Below are 17,405 nucleotides of genomic sequence, written 5' to 3'. Positions count from 1 at the left end.
ACTGACGTCATTCTCGGGTATGGGAGAGCCCAGGGTCAATGCCTCGCCGCACTCGCCGGCTCACTCCGGGTCGCGGTCGGCGAGCGGGTTGCCGCGCACCCACTCGGCGGTTTCCGCGTACTTCCGCTCGATGTACTCCTCCAGCCGCGCGCGCTCGACGCGCCACTGGCCGCGCCCACCGATCTTGATCGCGGGCAGTTCGCCGCTGCGCACCATGTGGTAGACCTGCGAATCCGACACGTTCAACTCGGTGGCCACGTCGGACAGGAGCAGGAACCTGGGCTCCGCCACGGAGACTCCCTCGGTTGACGGCGTTTGGTTCAGTTTGCCACCACCGCCTGACCCCGCCGAGGGACGGATCTCCGAGCGCTCACGAATTCGCCGGAGGACACTGCGGGGGAGAACTTCCACGTTCGCGGGTGCGAGGTGTATGACGGTCACGGCGTACGGCATGATCGGCGCCCGGGCCGGCACCCGCCGGTGGAGGACCTGAGCAGGGGAGACGAGCGGTGACCGACGAGCTTGTCCGGGTGTACGTGCCGGCGACCGTCCCGATGCTGACCCTGCTGCGCGCCGACGGCCTGCCGGCGGCGTCCGCGCACGCGGTCACCCCGGCGCTGCGGGAGTGGTACGCGGAGGGCGACGAGGAGGAGTTGGAGTACGTCGCCTTCACCCGTGCAGCCCAGGACGCGTTGCAGCTGCTCCGAGCCGATCCGGCCGCGCCCCGCCGCCGCGTCGTCGTGTCGGCGGACGTGCCGGCCGCCCTGGTCGGGCGCGGTGGCGGGGACCTCGGGTCCAGCACGGTGGAGCTGACCCGGGCGGTACCGGTGTCGGCGGTGGCCGCGATCCACGTCGACGGGACGGACGCGGTCGAGGACGTCGCCGCGGCGGCCGAGGTGGTGACCGAGGCGCTCGCCGGCGACCCCGACGCCCAGTTCACGGTCGACGGTGCCGAGGACCACGAGCTGGAGTGGTACGACGCCTCCGAGCTGGACCAGCTCCTCGACGCCGGCTGACGGCCGGTGCCGGCGTGACCTCAGTCGGCCGGCTCGGCCTCGGTCTCGTCCTCGTCGCGCGGCGCGGGGCCGAGGGTGCGGCCGAAGGCGACCATCGCGGTCAGCGCGCCCACGAAGAGCACCCAGATGGCGTTGTCCACGCGTGAGGTGCCCAGCGAGGTCTGCGCCACGGCGTCCGCCTCGCTCAGCGCGCTCGCCAGGTCGAGCAGCTTCCGGCCGCCGGTGCGGAGGATCACCTCGGCGACGAGCAGCAGCAGGCCCGGGCCGGCGCCGGCGAGCAGGTACGCCGGCCAGCGCAGGGCGGGCGCGGCCGGATCCCGCCGGGCGGCCCGGCGCCGGGCCCAGGTGAGGTAGCCGAAGGCGAGCAGCCCGGCCACCAGGCCGGCGAGCAGGGACTCGGTCCGGGAGACCCACTTGGCCGCGTTGAGCAGTGACTCCTGCGTCTCGCCCGCGCCGAAGAGGTCGAAGAGCGGGTCCCGGGCCCGGCTGAAGGCCACCACGAAGATCAGCGTGCCGAGCGCGGCGGCCACGACCGCGCCGACCACCGGCGCGGTGCGGGCACCGGCGACGGCCCCGCCGATGATCGCGGCCGCGGCGGTCGTGCCGGCGATCACGTTGGTGGTGGCGTTGTCGGCGTACGTCAGGTTGACGGCGAACGCGGCGGCCAGCCCGACCAGCAGGCCGGTGGCGACCGCCGCCACGAAGCGGAGGGTGGCCCGCTCCCGGCCCCGCCGGGCGAGCAGGTCCACGCCGAACAGCGCGAAGGCGGCCCCGGCGACCAGCGCGGCCGAGATCACGCCGGGAAGCGCGAAGGCGGAGAGGCTGATCGCGGTGACGCCGGCGGCCGCCGAGTGGATCGCCTCGCGGGTCGACCAGAGCATCGCGGCCAGCCAGCCGAGGGCCAGCAGCGCCAGGGCGGGCGCTCCGGGAGCGGGCGGCGGACCGGGCGAGCCATCGTCGGGGGCCGTCTCCGGCCGGTCCGGGGTCACGGGTGCCTCGTCGGTGACCGGGCTCGGCTGCTCCGACTCCGCGGCGGAGGAGCCGCCGGGCTGCTTGGTCATCGTCTTCCCTTCGACGGACACCCGGCCTCCAGCGGGGCCGGCGTTCACCGGTCACCCAGGGTACGCGCCCACGGCCGACGGCTCCGAGGGCGCGTCGACCAGCCTGCGGAGGCCGGGCGGTGGTGATGGGGCGGGGCGCCCGCCGTGGGAGAATCGGCCGAGGTCCCGCCGCCGTGACCGGCTCTGCCGTCCGGCGCCCGGCACCCGGCCGTCCGGCCGGTGCCCGCGGGTCCGATTTCGCCACCGCTGTCGAGATCGCACAGGAGCCTGTGATGGACGCCGTGTTCTCCGTACCCGAGCCGCGCAACGAGCCGGTACGCACCTACGAGCCGGGGAGCGCCGACCGGGAGCGGCTCCAGCGGCGGCTGACCGAGCTGGCCGCCGAGCGGATCGACCTGCCGATGACCATCGCCGGTGAGCAGCGCATGGCCGGCGGCGATTCGATCGACGTCGTGCAGCCGCACCGGCACGCGCACGTGCTCGGCGTCACCGCCCACGCCACCCACGACGACGCCCGCGCCGCCGTGAAGGCCGCGAAGGACGCGGCACCGATGTGGCGGGCCCTGCCGTTCGAGGAGCGGGCCGCGATCTTCCTGCGGGCCGCCGAGCTGCTGGCCGGCCCCTGGCGGGACACGCTGAACGCCGCCACGATGCTCGGCCAGTCGAAGACCGTGGTCCAGGCCGAGATCGACTCGGCCTGCGAGTTCATCGACTTCCTCCGGTTCAACGTGCACTTCGCCCGCAAGCTCCTCGCCGAGCAGCCGATGTCGTCCCCCGGCGTGTGGAACCGGTTCGACCACCGGCCCCTCGAAGGCTTCGTCTACGCGATCACCCCGTTCAACTTCACCGCGATCGCCGGCAACCTGCCCTCGGCGCCGGCCCTGCTGGGCAACACCGTGGTCTGGAAGCCGGGCCCCACGCAGCAGTTCGCGGCGCACTTCACCATGCGCCTGTTCGAGGCGGCCGGGCTGCCCCCGGGCGTGATCAACATGGTCACCGGGCGGGGTGAGGAGGTCTCCGACGTCGTGCTCGCCGACCCGGACCTGGCCGGCATCCACTTCACCGGCTCGACCAAGGTGTTCCAGCACCTGTGGCGGACCGTCGGGGAGAACATCGCCCGCTACCGGGGGTACCCGCGGCTGGTCGGTGAGACCGGCGGCAAGGACTTCGTGGTCGCCCACTCCAGCGCCGACGTGGACGCGCTGCACACCGCCCTGATCCGGGGCGCCTACGAGTACCAGGGCCAGAAGTGCTCGGCCGCCTCCCGCGCGTACGTTCCCCGGTCGATCTGGGAGGGTGGCCTGCGCGACCGGCTCGCCGCCACCGCGGAGGGCCTCGCCTACGGCGACGTGACCGACTTCCGCAACTTCGGCGGGGCCGTCATCGACAACAAGGCGTTCTCCCGGCACACCGCCGCGCTGGAGCTGATCTCGGACGACGACACCTGCCGGATCCTCGCCGGCGGCACCGCCGACGACTCCGTCGGGTACTTCGTCCGGCCCACCCTCTTCGAGTGCAGCGACCCGGCGCACGAGACGTTCACCACCGAGTACTTCGGTCCGATCCTCGGCGTGCACGTCTTCGACGACGGTCGCTTCGACGAGGTGGTCGCCCAGGCCGAGTCGATCGCGCCGTACGCCCTGACCGGGTCGATCTTCGCGACCGACCGTCAGGTGGTCGACGCGGTGGCGGAGAAGATGCGGTACGCGGCCGGCAACTTCTACGTCAACGACAAGCCGACCGGCGCGGTGGTCGGGCAGCAGCCCTTCGGCGGCGCCCGGGCCAGCGGTACCAACGACAAAGCCGGCTCCTGGCACAACCTCATCCGGTGGATGTCGCCCCGGACCATCAAGGAGACCTTCGTCCCGCCGACCGACCACACCTACCCCCACATGGGATGAGCTGCAAGGAGGGGCCCCTTCTTAACGCCTCGTGTAGAGCAGGGGCCCCTTCTTAACACCCGAGACGGCTGGGGCAGCGGATGCCACCGGTGGCGACCCTGCGCACTGTCGCCGGCCGACAGTGCACATAGGAAGTCCCAACGGGTGGCGAAACTGTGAAATCCTGGACGCCACGTCGGCAAAGTGGCAGCGTGAGGGGCATGGCGGATTCCGGAGTCAACCCCACGGCGGCGGCCCTGCTCGGGCTGCTCCATGAGGGCCCCATGACAGGTGGCCAGTTGATGGCCGCCGCCGAGCGCCGGCTGGCGCCGTACTGGTCGATGACCCGCAGCCAGGTCTACCGCGAACTGCCCGTCCTGGCCGAGAAGGGACTGGTCCGGCTGGGCAAGCCGGGGCCGCGGATGAGTCAGCCGTACGCGATCACGGCGTCCGGCAAGCGGACGTTCTCCAAGTGGCTGGCGGAGGACCCGGGCCGGGACACCATCCGCAACCCGATCGCCCTGCGGATCGCCTTCGGCAACCTGCATTCGGCCAGCCAGCTCAAGAGCCTCCAGGCCGCCGCGAACGAGTACCACACCGAAGCCCTGGCGCGGGTCCGGGAGCAGGTCAAGAGCGCGAAGAAGGAAGGCGACCCGTACGACGCCAGCGCGCTGGAGTTCGCCGTCGCCTACCACAAGGCCGCGCTCTCCTGGCTGAAGTCCGCCCCGGTCGGGTGACGCAGTACGCTTGTCTGTCGTGACCGCTGCCGACTACGCCGAACAGCTCAAGGCCCTCGACGCCACCCTGCGCAACATCGAGTCGGTGCTCGACATCGACAAGCTGCGGGCGGACAAGGCTCGCTTGGAGGAGGAGGCCTCCGCCCCCGACCTGTGGGACGACCAGGCCAAGGCACAGGAGGTCACCTCCCAGTTGTCGTACGTCAACGGCGAGATCAGCAAGCTCTCCGGCCTCCGCTCCCGCCTCGACGACGCCCAGGTGCTGCTGGAGCTGGCCGAGGCCGAGTCCGACCCGGGTGTCCTCTCCGAGGTCGAGTCGGAGATCACCGGGCTGTCCAAGGCCATCGAGGAGATGGAGGTCCGCACCCTCCTCTCGGGCGAGTACGACTCCCGGGAGGCGCTGGTCGCCATCCGGGCCGGCGCCGGTGGCGTGGACGCGGCGGACTTCGCCGAGATGCTGCTCCGCATGTACCTGCGCTGGGCCGAGCGGCACGGCTACCCGACCGAGGTCTACGAGACCTCGTACGCCGAGGAGGCGGGCCTCAAGTCGGCCACCTTCACGGTCAAGGTGCCGTACGCGTACGGGACGCTCAGCGTGGAGTCGGGTACCCACCGGCTGGTCCGGATCAGCCCGTTCGACAACCAGGGCCGCCGGCAGACCAGCTTCGCCGGCGTCGAGGTGCTGCCGGTGGTGGAGCAGACCGACCACATCGACATCCCCGAGAACGAGATGCGGATCGACGTGTACCGGTCGTCCGGCCCGGGCGGGCAGAGCGTCAACACGACCGACTCGGCGGTCCGGATCACCCACATCCCGACCGGCATCGTGGTCACCTGCCAGAACGAGAAGTCCCAACTTCAGAACAAGGCGTCCGCGCTGCGCGTCCTCCAGGCCCGGCTGCTGGAGCGGAAGCGCCAGGAGGAGCAGGCCAAGCTCCAGGGCCTGAAGACGGACGCCGCCGGCTCCTGGGGCGACCAGATGCGCTCGTACGTCCTGCACCCGTATCAGATGGTGAAGGATCTCCGAACCGAGCAGGAGACCGGCAACCCGTCGTCGGTGTTCGACGGCGAACTGGACGCCTTCATCGAGGCGGGCATCCGCTGGCGCAAGCAGCAGCAGCTCGCCGGCGACAGCGCGTGACCGATCGTGGGCGCAGCGCGTCGTCGATGTCCACGATCCCCAGTTAATCGATGACTCGTCCCGCAACCGTGGGGCGTGGGACTTGGCTCTCCGGTTACACCGCGTAGACTCACCACCCGTGATTCAGCTTGAGCAAGTGACGAAGACGTACCCGAAGGCGTCCCGGCCTTCGCTCGACAACGTGTCCGTCTCGATCGAGAAGGGCGAGTTCGTCTTCTTCATCGGCCCATCCGGCTCCGGCAAGTCCACGATCATCAAGATGCTGCTCCACGAGGTCAGCCCCAACAAGGGTCGGGTCGTCGTGAACGGCAAGGACGTGACGTCGATGCGCTCCTGGAAGCGACCGCACTTCCGGCGCTCGATCGGCTGCGTCTTCCAGGACTTCCGTCTCCTGCCGAACCGCACCGCGTACGAGAACGTGGCGTTCGCCCTCGAGGTGATCGGCAAGACCAAGGCGGTCGCCCGCCGGGTCGTGCCCGAGGTGCTGGAGCTGGTCGGGCTCGGTGGCAAGGAGCACCGGTACCCGCATGAGCTCTCCGGTGGTGAGCAGCAGCGGGTGGCCGTCGCCCGGGCGTTCGTGAACCGTCCGCTGATCCTGCTGGCGGACGAGCCGACGGGGAACCTCGACCCCGACACCTCGATCGAGATCATGCGCCTGTTGGACCGGATCAACCGCACCGGCACGACCGTGGTCATGGTCACCCACGACTCCAACATCGTGAACCAGATGCGCCGCCGGGTCGTCGAGATCGAGAGCGGCCGGATCGTGCGTGACCAGGCCCGCGGCGTCTACGGGTGAGCCGGCGCTCCACCCCGCCTGACGACGAAGACATGCCGGAGACCCGGAGGAATCCCCGATGCGCGTGAAATACGTCCTGTCCGAGGTACTGGTCGGACTGTGGCGCAACGTGACCATGACCATCGCGATGATCATCACGATGGCGGTCTCGCTGACCATGCTCGGTGCCAGCGGTCTTATCTACACCAAGGTCGCCGACATGAAGGAGCTGTACTTCGAGAAGATCGAGGTCTCCATCTTCCTCGACAACGAGGTGACCGATCAGCAGAAGGCGGACATCCAGGCCAAGCTCGACGCCGACCCGCTGGTCCAGGAGGTCACCCTCGTCACCAAGGACGAGGCGTACAAGCGCTTCCAGGAGATGTTCCGCGATTCGCCCGACCTGCTGAGCGCCGTCAAGCCCGACGTGCTGCCCGAGTCGTACCGGCTCAAGCTGGTCGACCCGCAGCAGTACACGGCGGTCAGCGACCAGTACACCAACGTCGAGGGCGTCGACCAGGTCGTCGACCAGAGCCGCGTGCTGGACAAGATCTTCAACCTGTTCACCGCCGGCCAGAACATCGCCCTCTTCGCGGCGATCGCGATGGCCGTCGCCGCACTGCTCCTGGTCGCCAACACGATCCAGGTCGCCGCGTACAGCAAGCGGCGTGAGGTCGCGGTCATGAAGCTCGTCGGTGCCTCGAACTGGTTCATCCAGGCACCGTTCGTCCTGGAGGCCGTGGTCGCCGGTCTGATCGGTTCGGTGCTCGCCCTCGGCGCCCTCATCGGCCTGAAGATCTTCCTCTTCGACGGCGCGCTCAGCGCGCTCCAGGGCCTCTTCGCGCCGGTCAGCTGGGGCGAGGTCTTCCTGACCTTCCCGGCGATGGCTGCCGTCGGCGGCTTGATCAGCGCGGTCACCGCCTGGGTCACCCTCCGCTTCTACCTGCGGGTCTAGTCGCCGTACGGTGCCTCCGAGGGCCCTTCCGTGCCGGAATAAACGGCGCGGAAGGGCTCTTGTTGTTCGGGTAGCATGATCTCCGCTCTACGGCCGACCCGGGGAGCGACCAGGAAGGGAGGTGGCGCCGAATGCCACGGGAAAAGGGACGGAAGGTCGTCGCCTCCAACCGCAAGGCCCGGCACGACTACTCGATCCTCGACACGTACGAGGCGGGGATGGCGTTGACCGGCACCGAGGTCAAGTCGCTGCGGGCCGGGCGGGCGTCGCTGGTCGACGCGTTCGCTCAGGAGCGCAACGGCGAGCTGTACCTGCACGGGATGCACATCCCGGAGTACACGCAGGGGACGTGGACCAACCACGAGCCCCGGCGTACCCGCAAGCTGCTGCTCAAGCGGCTGGAGATCGACCGGCTGATCGGCAAGACCCGGGAGAGCGGGCTCACGCTGGTGCCGTTGCAGGTCTACTTCTCGGACGGCTGGGCCAAGGTCGAAATCGGCCTGGCCAAGGGCAAGAAGGCGTACGACAAGCGGCAGGACCTCGCCAAGCGGGACGCGGACCGGGAGATCGCCCGGGTCGCCGGCCGGCGCGGCAAGGGGATGGATGACTGATTTGTCTGCCTTGTCCGGGCCGGCGCGCCGTCCCGGGGGCTCGGGATGAAACCCGTTGCGGCAGGCGTTAGGCTTGACGGTGCCGCCGAAAGGGGCGGCCTGTCGAGGGGGTGACTGGTTTCGACTTCGTACGTTGCGGCAGGGGAAGCGAGCCGAGGAAGCCGACGTCGTCTCGTGAATCGGTCGTCGGAAACCAATAAGCGCCAAGAACAATCGCGCTGACTTCGCTCTCGCCGCCTGAGGCGAGTAGCGAGTCTGTCGGCCTGGGAGCGCCTTCGACCCAGTTAGCCGGCATCAGCTAGAAGGCTGGCCAATCGGACCCGGTCGCGGGGTCCGTGCGGCGAGATCAATCAGCGACTGGGCCCGTCACACCGACTCGCTCGCGTGATCGGAGGGGCCGAGTAGAGGCACAGCGAGCTGCGCTCGGAGAAGCCCTGACAAGGCGGCGAAGGACCCGGGTTCGATTCCCGGCACCTCCACCACCTGACCTGTGCGCCCCGGTCCACCGGACCGGGGCGCACAGTCGTCTCCGGGCCCTTCGCCGGGACGATGTGACCGCCGGTGCCGGTGGGACGGATGGGGTGACTGTGGCGGGCGCCGGCCCTGGACAGGCCGGCCGGTGAGGTTCACCATCGGCGTACGCGGTCAGCAGCGCGGGGAGGTGCCCATGGTCACCGGTCCGATCCAGCAACCGTCCGTCGCCCCCACGTCGGCCCGGCCCACACCGGCCCGCCGACCCCGGGCCAACCTGCTTCCCGGCCCCCATGCGTTGAGTCGGGCGCTCGACACCGAGCCGTACTGGCGGGAGCGGCTCCTGCGCCGCCTCGGACCGGTGCGACAGGAGTTCGCCGAGCACGTCCGGCTCACCGAGGGCCCCGCCGGCAGGTACGCGGAACTGCTCCACCACGCACCCCGGCTGCAGCACGGCGTAACGCGCCTGGTGCGGGAGCACAGCGTCATCGTCGCCGCCCTCGACGCGCTGCGGCAGGCCGCCGAGCGTCCGGGCGTCGCCGCCGAGGAACTCCGCCGCGCCACCGAGCACCTGGTGTGGGCGCTCGCGCGGCACCGGCAGCGCGGCGCGGACCTGCTCTGGCAGGCGTACCAGACGGATCTCGGCGGCGAGGACTGATCTCCCGGCGGTGCGGGGGTACTCGCCGGGCGCACCCCGCATCGCCGAGGCGAACAAGTGGTGACGGAACCGGCGCATGCGTTGTCGCGTCCAAGCGGGTATGCGTCGAATGGTCACCTTGCTGAGCCTGTCCCTGCTGGTCGCCGCGGGCTGCGCGCCGGCCGGCTCCGAGTCGGACGTCGCCCTGCCCTCGCGCGACACGTGGCCGGCGTTCGACGAGCGGGCCGCCCAGGTCGCCGAGGCGTGGCGGCCCGACCCGCGGTGGAAGAGCGGGTACGTGCCGCTCCAGGAGCCCACCGTGCTGGTCGGGAAGCCCGGCTTCAGCCCCGACACCGAAACCGCCTTCCGGGCGGGGTGGTACCGGGACCAGATTCCACTGCCGACCGCCCGGCCCGCCGACGGCACGATCCGGTTCCCGGACGGCACGCTCAGCGTGCCGCTGGTCGCCGCCGCCGAGGCGTACCGGCAGCTCGACCAGGGGGACCCGCCACCCTGCGACGGGCGCCCGAAGGATCCCGGCACGCCGCCCCCGGCGACACCGGGTGGGCCGGACGGCGCGGTGAGCAGCGCCCCGCAGACCGCGTGCGTCCCGCTGACCGTGACCGCGGTGGAACTGGGCGCCGTGCCGGTCCGCACCAGCCGTGGCGAGGCGCAGGTGCCGGCGTGGCTGTTCACCGTCGACGAGTTGACCGCCCGGGTGGCCCGGCTCGCGGTCGCCCCGGCCGCCGTCGGCACGGTGCCGCAGCCGACCCTCCCGCCGGCGCCCGCCCCGGAGGGGGTGGTCGGCGCCCAGGACCTGCGCGCGGTGGACGGCGCCACGCTGACCGTGCGGCTGGGGCTCGGCGCCTGCGACACCGGTACGACCCCGCTGGTGCTCGAACGTGACGACGTGGTGGTGGTCGGCGGCGGTGTGATCCGGTCCACCGGCGTCTGCACCGACCAACTCGTGCTGGAGCCGGTGACTGTCCGGTTGGCCACGCCGCTGGGGGAGCGGCCCGTGCTCGACGTGCTCACCGGCGCGCCGCTGCGAATCACCACCGGCTGACGCGGCGCGGACCGCCCCGCGCCACCACCGCTCACCGGGTGCGCCCGGCTCTCCGGAACCCCGGGGCCGGAGCGGCTCAGAGCAGCCCGGGTATCTCGGTGCGGATCGGCACCGGCAGCACCGTGGGGCGGTCCGCCCGCAGGCCGGCGGCCAGCGCCTCGCCGAGCTGGTCCGGCGTCTCGACGGTCGCCGTCGCGCAGCCGTAGCCCCGGGCCAGGGCGGCGATGTCGAGGCCGGGCAGGTCGAGGCCGGGTACCCCGGGCGTCTGCTTGAAGTCGGCGAACGCCTTGAGGATCGCGTACTGCTGGTTGACCGGAACCACGACGACGAGCGGCAGGCGCAGCTGCGCGGCGGTCCACAGCGCCTGTATGGAGTAGTGGAACGACCCGTCACCGATCACCGCGACCACCGGCCGGGCCCGGCCGGTGTCCCGCTGCGCCAGGGTGACCCCCACCGCCGCCGGGAGCCCGTAACCGAGCCCGCCGCTGGCCATGGTGAAGTACGACGCCGGCCGGGTGATCGGCAGCCGGCGGCGCAGGGCGGACAGGTTCGACGGCGACTCCTGCACCAGGATCCCGTCGGCCGGCCAGTGCCCGGCCAACGCGGCGAACAGCGCGTCCGGACTGAGCGGCGTCCCGTCCTCGGGCGGAGCCGGCGCGGGCCGGGGCGGGGGCGGCGGGCGGTCACCCGGCGGGAGCAGGTCCAACAGATCGGCCAGGGTCAGGCCGGCGTCCCCCAGCAGGCTGTCGCCGACCGGGGCCCGGGCGGCCTCGTCCGGGTCGTCGGTGACGTGCAGCAGGCGAACCCCCTCGGGCAGGTGGTCGCCGGGGACGTGCGGGTAGTAGCGGAACACGGGTGCGCCCACGACGAGCACGGTGTCGTGGGTCCGCAGCTTCTCGGCCAGTGGCGCGATCGCGTACGGCAGCACGCCCTGGAAGTGCGGGTGGTCCTCGGGGAAGGTCGCCCGCTCCGGGGCGGGCGCCGTCCACACCGGGGCGCCGAGCCGCTCGGCGAGCGCGACGGCCGCCGGCCAGGCGCCGGCCCGGTCCACCCCGGCCCCGAACACGAGCGCCGGCGCGCGGCTGGCGGCCAGCACCGCGGCGAACTCGCCCAGCCGGTACGGGTCCGGCGCGATGCGGGTGGAAACCGTACGCGGCGGCCGGTACGGGTCGGCGGGCTGACCCCAGTCGTCCAGCGGCAGCGACAGGAACACCGGCCCGGCCGGAGGCTGCACGGCGGTGGCGTACGCCCGCATGAGCGCCGCCGGGACGTCCTGCGCCCGCACCGGCTCGTGGCTCCACTTGACGTACGGCTGGGGCAGCTCGGTGGCGCGGCGGTTCGTCAGCCGAGGCTCGATGAGCAGCATCTCCCGGGTCTGCTGGCCGGCGGTGACGATCAGCGGGGCCCGGTTGTGCCAGGCGGTCACCAGGTTGCCCATGGCGTTGCCGGTTCCCGGCGCGGTGTGCAGGTTGACGTGCGCCGGGCGGCCGGTGACCTGCGCGTACCCGTCGGCCATGCCGACCGCCGACGCCTCTTGTAGAGCGAGGACGTACTGGAAGTCGTCCGGGAAGGCGGCGAGGAACGGCTCCTCGGTCGAACCGGGATTGCCGAACACGGTCGTCATGCCGAGGTCGCGCAGCAGGTCGTAGGTGGTGTCGCGGACCGTGGCCATCGCACCTAAGGTATCGGGGCGGGCCGGGTGGGAAGGGTTGTTTCGGTCAGCCGTTACGGCAGTGCGAACGGCAGTTTGATGCCGTCCAGCGCCCGGCCGCAGTCGCAGTCCCGCTCGGCCGGCAGCGCCCGTACCGCCTCCAGCAGCAACCCGCGCAGCCGGTCGGTGTTCTCGCCGAAGACGCGGAACACCTCCTCCTGCGTCACCGAGCCGCCGCCCGCCACCCCCGCGTCGTGGTCGGTGACCAGCGCGATCGACGAGTAGCAGAGGGCCAGTTCCCGGGCCAGCACCGCCTCGGGGTGACCGGTCATGTTGACCACCGTCCCGCCGATCGACGCGAACCAGCGTGACTCGGCGCGGGTGGAGAAGCGTGGACCCTCCACCACCACCACCGTCCCGCCGTCCACCGCCGGCACGTCCCGTCGCTGCGCGGCGGCGAGCAGCGTACGGCGGCCGACCGGGCAGTACGGGTCGGCGAAGGAGACGTGCACGGCGCCCCGGTCGTAGTAGGTCTGCACCCGACCGCTGGTGCGGTCGATCAGCTGGTCCGGCACCACGAACGTGCCCGGACCCAGCTCGGGGAGCAGACCGCCGACCGCGCACGGGGCGAGCACCTGGCGGACGCCGAGCGAGCGCAGCGCCCACAGGTTCGCCCGGTAGGGGATCTTGTGCGGCGGGTGCCGGTGGTCCCGGCCGTGCCGGGGCAGGAACGCCACCCGCCGGCCGCCCAGGTCGGCGATGGTGACCGGGTCCGAGGGCGGCCCGAACGGAGTGTCGACCCGGTGCTCGGTGGCGTTGTCGAGCAGGGCGTAGAGGCCCGAGCCGCCGATCACCGCCAGTTCCGCAGTGGCACCCATCGGTCCTCCCTCATGTCTGTCGATCACCCGACGGTCAGACCTTAGCCACCGGCCCGGGTGCAGGCTATGGTGCCAGGCATGGTGTTAGGGCTTGTTGCGGAGGCGCTGACGGCGCGGCTGACACCGGTGCCCCCGACCGCACCGGCGTGGTCGGTCTGACGGGTGTCCGGCATGCAGGGAGAGGGGCAGGCGATCGGCGGGCGGGCGACGGAGTCGATGGCCGGGCGGCTGCTGGTCGCGACACCGACCCTGAAGGATCCGAACTTCGACCGTACGGTCGTGCTGTTGGTCGCCCACGAGCCCGGCGGCGCCTTGGGGGTCGTCCTCAACCGGGCCACCGAGGTGCCGGTGGCGGACGTGCTCGGCGACTGGGGCGAGCTGGCCGGGCACCCGGCGGTGCTCTTCGAGGGCGGCCCGGTGCAGCCGGACTCGGCGATCTGCCTCGCCCGGATGCGCCAGCCGATCAAGCGGGTCAAGGGTTTCCACCAGGTCTCCGGCGCGGTCGGCACCCTCGACCTGTCGGCCGACCCGGACCGGCTGCGGGAGAGCGTCGGCGGGATCCGGGTCTTCGCGGGCTACTCCGGCTGGGGTTCCGGTCAGGTGGAGCAGGAGATCGAGGAGGGCTCCTGGTTCGTGCTGGACGCGCTGCCCGGCGACGCCTTCGTCGACCGTCCCGACGACCTGTGGCCGATGGTGCTGCGGCGGCAGGGCGGCATGATGGCGGCGGTGGCCCACTTTCCGCCGGACGTGGCGCTCAACTGACCCCGCGTGGTCGGACCCCCGCGATGTGACCATGCCGGATGACGTGTGTATAGTTCTCCCGTGCCCGGGCGACCGGGACGACACCACGGGGCCGTGGCGCAGCTGGTAGCGCACCACACTGGCAGTGTGGGGGTCAGGGGTTCGAGTCCCCTCGGCTCCACCCGTGAGAAACGCCTTGGTGAGGGATCCGATCCCCATCAGGGCGTTTTCTGGTTTCTGGCCTGGTACCTTCCCCGAGCCGGACCCCTCCGCTTCAGCGGAAAAATTCCGCTATTGTCGTCGGGTGGATCTCGACGGACTCGGCTTGCGACTGCGCAGCCAGCGTCAACGACGGAGACTCAGCCTCGACGCGCTGGCCACCATCAGCGGCGTCAGTCGGAGCACGATCTCCGACATCGAGCGCGGCGCGAAGTCGCCCACCGTACTGGTTCTTGCCCGGGTCGCCACCGCGCTCGGCGTCACCGTCTCCCGCCTGCTCGGCGAGGACCAGCCCGAGCGGGTGATCACCCTCCGACACGATGACCAGCCGGTCATCGCCGACGCCGATGGCTGGCAGCGGCGAATTCTCTCCCCCAACCTGCCCGGCGTCGAGTTCGAGTTCATCCGTACCACCGTCCCGGCTGGCGTGGTGGTCGGAACGTTCGCGGCCCACGCACCCGGCTCCCGTGAGTACGTCGCGGTCGAGGTGGGGCACCTCACTGTGACCCTCAACGGCGTCCCCCACACCCTCGACGCAGGCGATGCCCTCTACTACGCGGGCGACTGCACCCACGCCTTCGCCAATCCCGGAGACATCGAGTGCGTCTACTACACCGCCATGCACGTCACCATCGACCACCACCGTTCGGCGCTGGAGGACACGTGAGCACCTTCGACATTCAACAGCTCAACCCGGCGATCCTGCCCGAAGCGACCGGCAACTACACGCACGGCACCGTGGTCACCGGCGCTCGACGCATGCTCTTCGTCAGCGGCCAGGTGCCTTGGGCGGAAGAGGGGAACATCCCGGAGGACTTCGAGAGCCAATGCCGGCTCACCTGGCGCAACGTGCTCGCGGTGCTGGCCGAAGCCGGCATGGTCGTGCGGAATCTGGCCAAGGTGACAATCTATCTTTCTGACCGGAAGTACCGCGAGGCGAACGGCCGGATCCGCGCCGAAATCCTCGGCGAGCACAAACCGGCACTGACCATCATCATCACCGACATCTACAGCGAGGACTGGCTGCTGGAGATCGAGGCGGTCGCCTTCGACGGTTGAGTCGAGCCCTTCGGGGACCGGGCGTCCGCTCACGTGAGCCGGCGGATGGCCAGCAGAGCGATGTCGTCGGCCGGGCGCTCGGCGTCGAGGGTCGCCATGATGGTCGTGGCGACGGTGCCGACGGGAGCCAGCGGTACGGCTTCCGTCAGGCGGGCGAGCCCGGTGTCGAACAGCTCACCGCGGCGCTCGATGAGCCCGTCGGTGTAGGCGACCAGGACCGCGCCGCGTGGGACGTCGACCGTCGTGGTGTGCCGCTGCGGGCGCCGGCGGCCGGTGCCGAGGGGAGGGTCGACGCGCGCGGGCAGGACGGTGTTCGGCTGGTCCGGCGCGGCCATCACGGGCCGGGGGTGCCCGGCCAGGGACAGGTGCATCGTGGCGTTGTCCGGGGAGATCATCGCGTACAGCGCGGTGGTCAGGCTGCCGGCCTCGAAGTGGACCACCTTACGGTCGAGGAGGGTCAGCGCCTCCGCCGGGTCGTCGCAGATCAGGGCGTACGCGCGCAGTGCACTGCGGACCCGGCCCATGACCACCGCCGACTGCAGCCCGTGGCCCGACACGTCCCCGACGACCACCCCCGACCAGCCGGAGGGCAGGGTGAAGACGTCGTACCAGTCCCCACCGACGCCGGAGGCGTGGCCGGGGATGTACCGGCCCGCCATCTCCAGCCCCGGCACCTCGGGCAGGTCGGTGGGGATGAGGCTGCGTTGCAGGGCCAGGGCCGCCGTCTGATCCAGGGTGTTCGCGCGGGCCCGGCTGGCGAGGCTGACCCGGTCGGCGACGAGTTCCAGGAGGCGGACGTCGTCGGGGGTGAACCGGCGGGGCGTGAGGGTGCCGACGTGCAGGACGCCGACCAGGTCCCCGCGTGCGGTGATCGGCACGCCGAGGAGGGACCGGACGCCGGTCTGCAACAGGACCGGGTTGACCACGTTCGCCGAGGTCACCTCCTGGAGGATCACCGGCTGCCTGGTGAGGGCGACCTGGCCGGCGAACCCCCGACCGATCGACACGCGGAAACCCTGGCGGACCTCCTCCTCCAGGCCTCTCGCCGCGGTGGCCACGAGCTGCTGAGCGCGTACGTCGAGCAGAAGGATGGCGGCGGTGTCGACCCGGAGCAGGTCGCGTACGCGGTCGAGCAGCTCGTCGAAGAGGTCGGCGACGTCGAGCCGGGACAGGGTTGCGTCGGTGACCGCCTCGATGCGGCGCAACCACTGCTCATCTCCGACCACGTCAACCGGGACCACCCCCGGATCCTAGTTGCGCAGGAGCAACTTCCGCTCCTACCGGACCTGGGGATATCGGCCACGGCCAGGAAAGCGGGCTCCGCCGTGCGTCGGGAAGCGACGTCGCTGCTGCCCGGTCAGGAGCACAGCGAGTTCGCCATGCCGCTCGACGAGTTCGTGGCGGAGGTCGTCGAGCTGATCGAGTCGCAGCCCGACGCGACGGAGATCCAGGTCGAGCGCGTCAAGTTCCTGCGGTACGGCGATCGCTGACCCCGTCGAACTCTTCGGCGATCGCGCCCGTACCAGTGTGCGGGAGGTGGACGCCATGCCCGTACGCCGAGTCGTCGCCGCGGCGCTGGCCGCGGTGGCCGCCGTACCGGTCGTCGGCACGCCGGCCCACGCGCACGGCGCGCCGACCAGCCCGCTGAGCCGCGCCGCGGCCTGCGGCCCCGAAGGTGGGCAGGCGGACGGTCCGGCCTGCCGGGCGGCCATCGCCGCCGGCGCGGCGCTGCGGGAGTGGGACAACATCCGCGTCTTCGGGGTCGACGGGAAGGACCGGGAGCGCATCCCGGACGGCGAGCTGTGCAGCGGTGGACTGTCCGCGTACCGGGGACTGGACCTGGCCCGGGACGACTGGCCGGCGACGGAGCTGACCGCCGGTGCGCGGTTCACCTTCCGGTACCGGGCGACCATCCCGCACGAGGGCACCTTCCGGCTCTACCTGACCCGGGCGGACTACGACCCGTCGAAGCGGCTGCGCTGGGCGGACCTGGAGCGGACGCCGTTCGTCCGGGTGACCGACCCGCCACTGCGGGACGGGGCGTACCAGTTCGCGGGGCGGTTGCCGCAGCGGACCGGGCGGCACCTGATCTACACGGTGTGGCAGAACTCCGACTCGCGGGACACCTACTACTCCTGCTCCGACGTGGTGTTCAAGGAGCCCGCCGGGAGAGCCGGCCTGGGCGGGCCCGGCGGGTCGCCGTCGCCGGCCGCCGAGGTTCCGGTGGCGGAGGGCGCCACGAAGGCGGGCCCGGTAGCCGCCGGAGGCGGAGGGCCCGCGGGTGCGCGTACCTCATCGGAGAGCGTGACCGACGGCGTGCCGGTGGCGTCGGTGACGGACCTGGACCGCGCCGGCTGGCCGGTGGTCGGCGGCGCCGGCGCGGCCCTGACGCTGCTGCTGGCCGTGGTGGTCGCGGCGCGCCTGCGCCGCGCGGGCGCCGTCCCGGTCGGCCGGCGGTGCGAGGTACGCAACCACCGGGCCGGCCGGCGACGGGAATGGTGAGC

General features: G+C 71.7%; 19 protein-coding genes, 1 tRNA gene and 1 other RNA gene. 16 read left to right on the top strand and 5 right to left on the bottom strand.

The features are described from left to right. Positions 1-60: 60 nt before the first annotated feature. Positions 61-291: a helix-turn-helix domain-containing protein gene (locus AB0873_RS05450; RefSeq protein WP_366598552.1), complete on the bottom strand. Its 231-nt coding sequence runs from the start codon at positions 289-291 to the stop codon at positions 61-63. 218 nt (positions 292-509) lie between these two features. On the opposite strand from AB0873_RS05450, the gene AB0873_RS05445 reads away from it, so the two are divergent. Next, the gene (locus tag AB0873_RS05445; RefSeq protein ID WP_366598551.1) at positions 510-1,016 is read left to right on the top strand and encodes a hypothetical protein; all 507 of its coding nucleotides are present in this window, start codon (positions 510-512) and stop codon (positions 1,014-1,016) included. 20 nt (positions 1,017-1,036) lie between these two features. Here the strand turns inward: AB0873_RS05445 and AB0873_RS05440 are convergent, their stop codons facing one another. Next, the gene (locus AB0873_RS05440) at positions 1,037-2,077 is read right to left on the bottom strand and encodes a hypothetical protein (protein WP_366598574.1); all 1,041 of its coding nucleotides are present in this window, start codon (positions 2,075-2,077) and stop codon (positions 1,037-1,039) included. 272 nt (positions 2,078-2,349) lie between these two features. On the opposite strand from AB0873_RS05440, the gene pruA reads away from it, so the two are divergent. From pruA to AB0873_RS05395, 9 genes are all read left to right on the top strand, one after another. Further along, complete coding sequence (pruA, locus tag AB0873_RS05435; RefSeq protein WP_366598550.1) at positions 2,350-3,978, top strand: L-glutamate gamma-semialdehyde dehydrogenase; 1,629 nt, start codon at positions 2,350-2,352, stop codon at positions 3,976-3,978. Between the two features lie 200 nt (positions 3,979-4,178). Then, positions 4,179-4,694 (top strand): helix-turn-helix transcriptional regulator, encoded by a 516-nt coding sequence (locus AB0873_RS05430; RefSeq protein WP_366598549.1) that lies wholly within the window; start codon positions 4,179-4,181, stop codon positions 4,692-4,694. Between the two features lie 19 nt (positions 4,695-4,713). Then, positions 4,714-5,835 (top strand): peptide chain release factor 2, encoded by a 1,122-nt coding sequence (gene prfB, locus AB0873_RS05425; RefSeq protein WP_366598548.1) that lies wholly within the window; start codon positions 4,714-4,716, stop codon positions 5,833-5,835. Between the two features lie 118 nt (positions 5,836-5,953). Further along, on the top strand, positions 5,954-6,634 hold the full coding sequence (gene ftsE / locus AB0873_RS05420; RefSeq protein ID WP_109802316.1) for a cell division ATP-binding protein FtsE: 681 nt from the start codon (positions 5,954-5,956) through the stop codon (positions 6,632-6,634). Positions 6,635-6,692: 58 nt separating this feature from the next. After that, positions 6,693-7,568 carry a permease-like cell division protein FtsX gene (gene ftsX, locus AB0873_RS05415; protein WP_366598547.1) on the top strand — a complete coding sequence of 292 codons (876 nt, stop codon included), beginning with the start codon at positions 6,693-6,695 and terminating at the stop codon, positions 7,566-7,568. A gap of 131 nt (positions 7,569-7,699) precedes the next feature. Further along, positions 7,700-8,179 (top strand): SsrA-binding protein SmpB, encoded by a 480-nt coding sequence (gene smpB, locus AB0873_RS05410; RefSeq protein ID WP_366598546.1) that lies wholly within the window; start codon positions 7,700-7,702, stop codon positions 8,177-8,179. Positions 8,180-8,285: 106 nt separating this feature from the next. Then, positions 8,286-8,661, top strand: a transfer-messenger RNA (tmRNA) gene (ssrA, locus tag AB0873_RS05405). Between the two features lie 137 nt (positions 8,662-8,798). Further along, positions 8,799-9,308 (top strand): hypothetical protein, encoded by a 510-nt coding sequence (locus tag AB0873_RS05400; protein WP_366598544.1) that lies wholly within the window; start codon positions 8,799-8,801, stop codon positions 9,306-9,308. Between the two features lie 100 nt (positions 9,309-9,408). Beyond that, positions 9,409-10,353, top strand: a complete 945-nt coding sequence (locus tag AB0873_RS05395) for a hypothetical protein (protein WP_366598543.1) — start codon at positions 9,409-9,411, stop codon at positions 10,351-10,353. 76 nt (positions 10,354-10,429) lie between these two features. Here AB0873_RS05395 and mdlC read toward each other — a convergent pair whose 3' ends face one another. Further along, positions 10,430-12,025, bottom strand: a complete 1,596-nt coding sequence (gene mdlC, locus AB0873_RS05390; protein WP_366598542.1) for a benzoylformate decarboxylase — start codon at positions 12,023-12,025, stop codon at positions 10,430-10,432. A 53-nt stretch (positions 12,026-12,078) separates the two neighbouring features. Beyond that, entirely contained in the window at positions 12,079-12,882 is an 804-nt protein-coding gene (locus tag AB0873_RS05385) for an S-methyl-5'-thioadenosine phosphorylase (RefSeq protein ID WP_366598541.1), read from the bottom strand. Between the two features lie 171 nt (positions 12,883-13,053). On the opposite strand from AB0873_RS05385, the gene AB0873_RS05380 reads away from it, so the two are divergent. The 4 genes from AB0873_RS05380 (at position 13,054) to AB0873_RS05365 (ending at position 14,901) form a co-directional block, all read left to right on the top strand. Continuing rightward, positions 13,054-13,644, top strand: a complete 591-nt coding sequence (locus tag AB0873_RS05380) for a YqgE/AlgH family protein (RefSeq protein ID WP_366598540.1) — start codon at positions 13,054-13,056, stop codon at positions 13,642-13,644. Positions 13,645-13,731: 87 nt separating this feature from the next. Then, positions 13,732-13,804: transfer RNA gene (locus tag AB0873_RS05375), tRNA-Ala, on the top strand. A 123-nt stretch (positions 13,805-13,927) separates the two neighbouring features. Next, the gene (locus tag AB0873_RS05370; RefSeq protein WP_366598539.1) at positions 13,928-14,509 is read left to right on the top strand and encodes a helix-turn-helix domain-containing protein; all 582 of its coding nucleotides are present in this window, start codon (positions 13,928-13,930) and stop codon (positions 14,507-14,509) included. After that, positions 14,506-14,901, top strand: coding sequence for a RidA family protein (locus AB0873_RS05365; protein ID WP_366598537.1), 396 nt, complete (start codon positions 14,506-14,508; stop codon positions 14,899-14,901). Before AB0873_RS05370 ends, AB0873_RS05365 begins: the two co-directional genes overlap by 4 nt. Before the next feature lie 29 nt (positions 14,902-14,930). On the opposite strand, the gene AB0873_RS05360 is transcribed toward AB0873_RS05365, so the two are convergent. Beyond that, positions 14,931-16,142, bottom strand: coding sequence for a GAF domain-containing SpoIIE family protein phosphatase (locus tag AB0873_RS05360; protein ID WP_366598536.1), 1,212 nt, complete (start codon positions 16,140-16,142; stop codon positions 14,931-14,933). 84 nt (positions 16,143-16,226) lie between these two features. On the opposite strand from AB0873_RS05360, the gene AB0873_RS05355 reads away from it, so the two are divergent. Next, positions 16,227-16,391: a hypothetical protein gene (locus tag AB0873_RS05355; RefSeq protein WP_366598535.1), complete on the top strand. Its 165-nt coding sequence runs from the start codon at positions 16,227-16,229 to the stop codon at positions 16,389-16,391. Between the two features lie 55 nt (positions 16,392-16,446). Continuing rightward, a complete protein-coding gene (locus tag AB0873_RS05350) occupies positions 16,447-17,403 on the top strand; it encodes a lytic polysaccharide monooxygenase (RefSeq protein WP_366598534.1) in 957 nt (318 codons plus the stop codon). The last annotated feature ends 2 nt before the right edge of the window (positions 17,404-17,405 follow it).

Origin of the sequence: Micromonospora sp. NPDC047707 (genome assembly GCF_040704235.1) — a bacterium.
Lineage (GTDB): Bacteria > Actinomycetota > Actinomycetes > Mycobacteriales > Micromonosporaceae > Micromonospora.
Note: the sequence above shows the minus strand (reverse complement) of the source record. Positions and strands in the feature narration are given on the sequence as shown.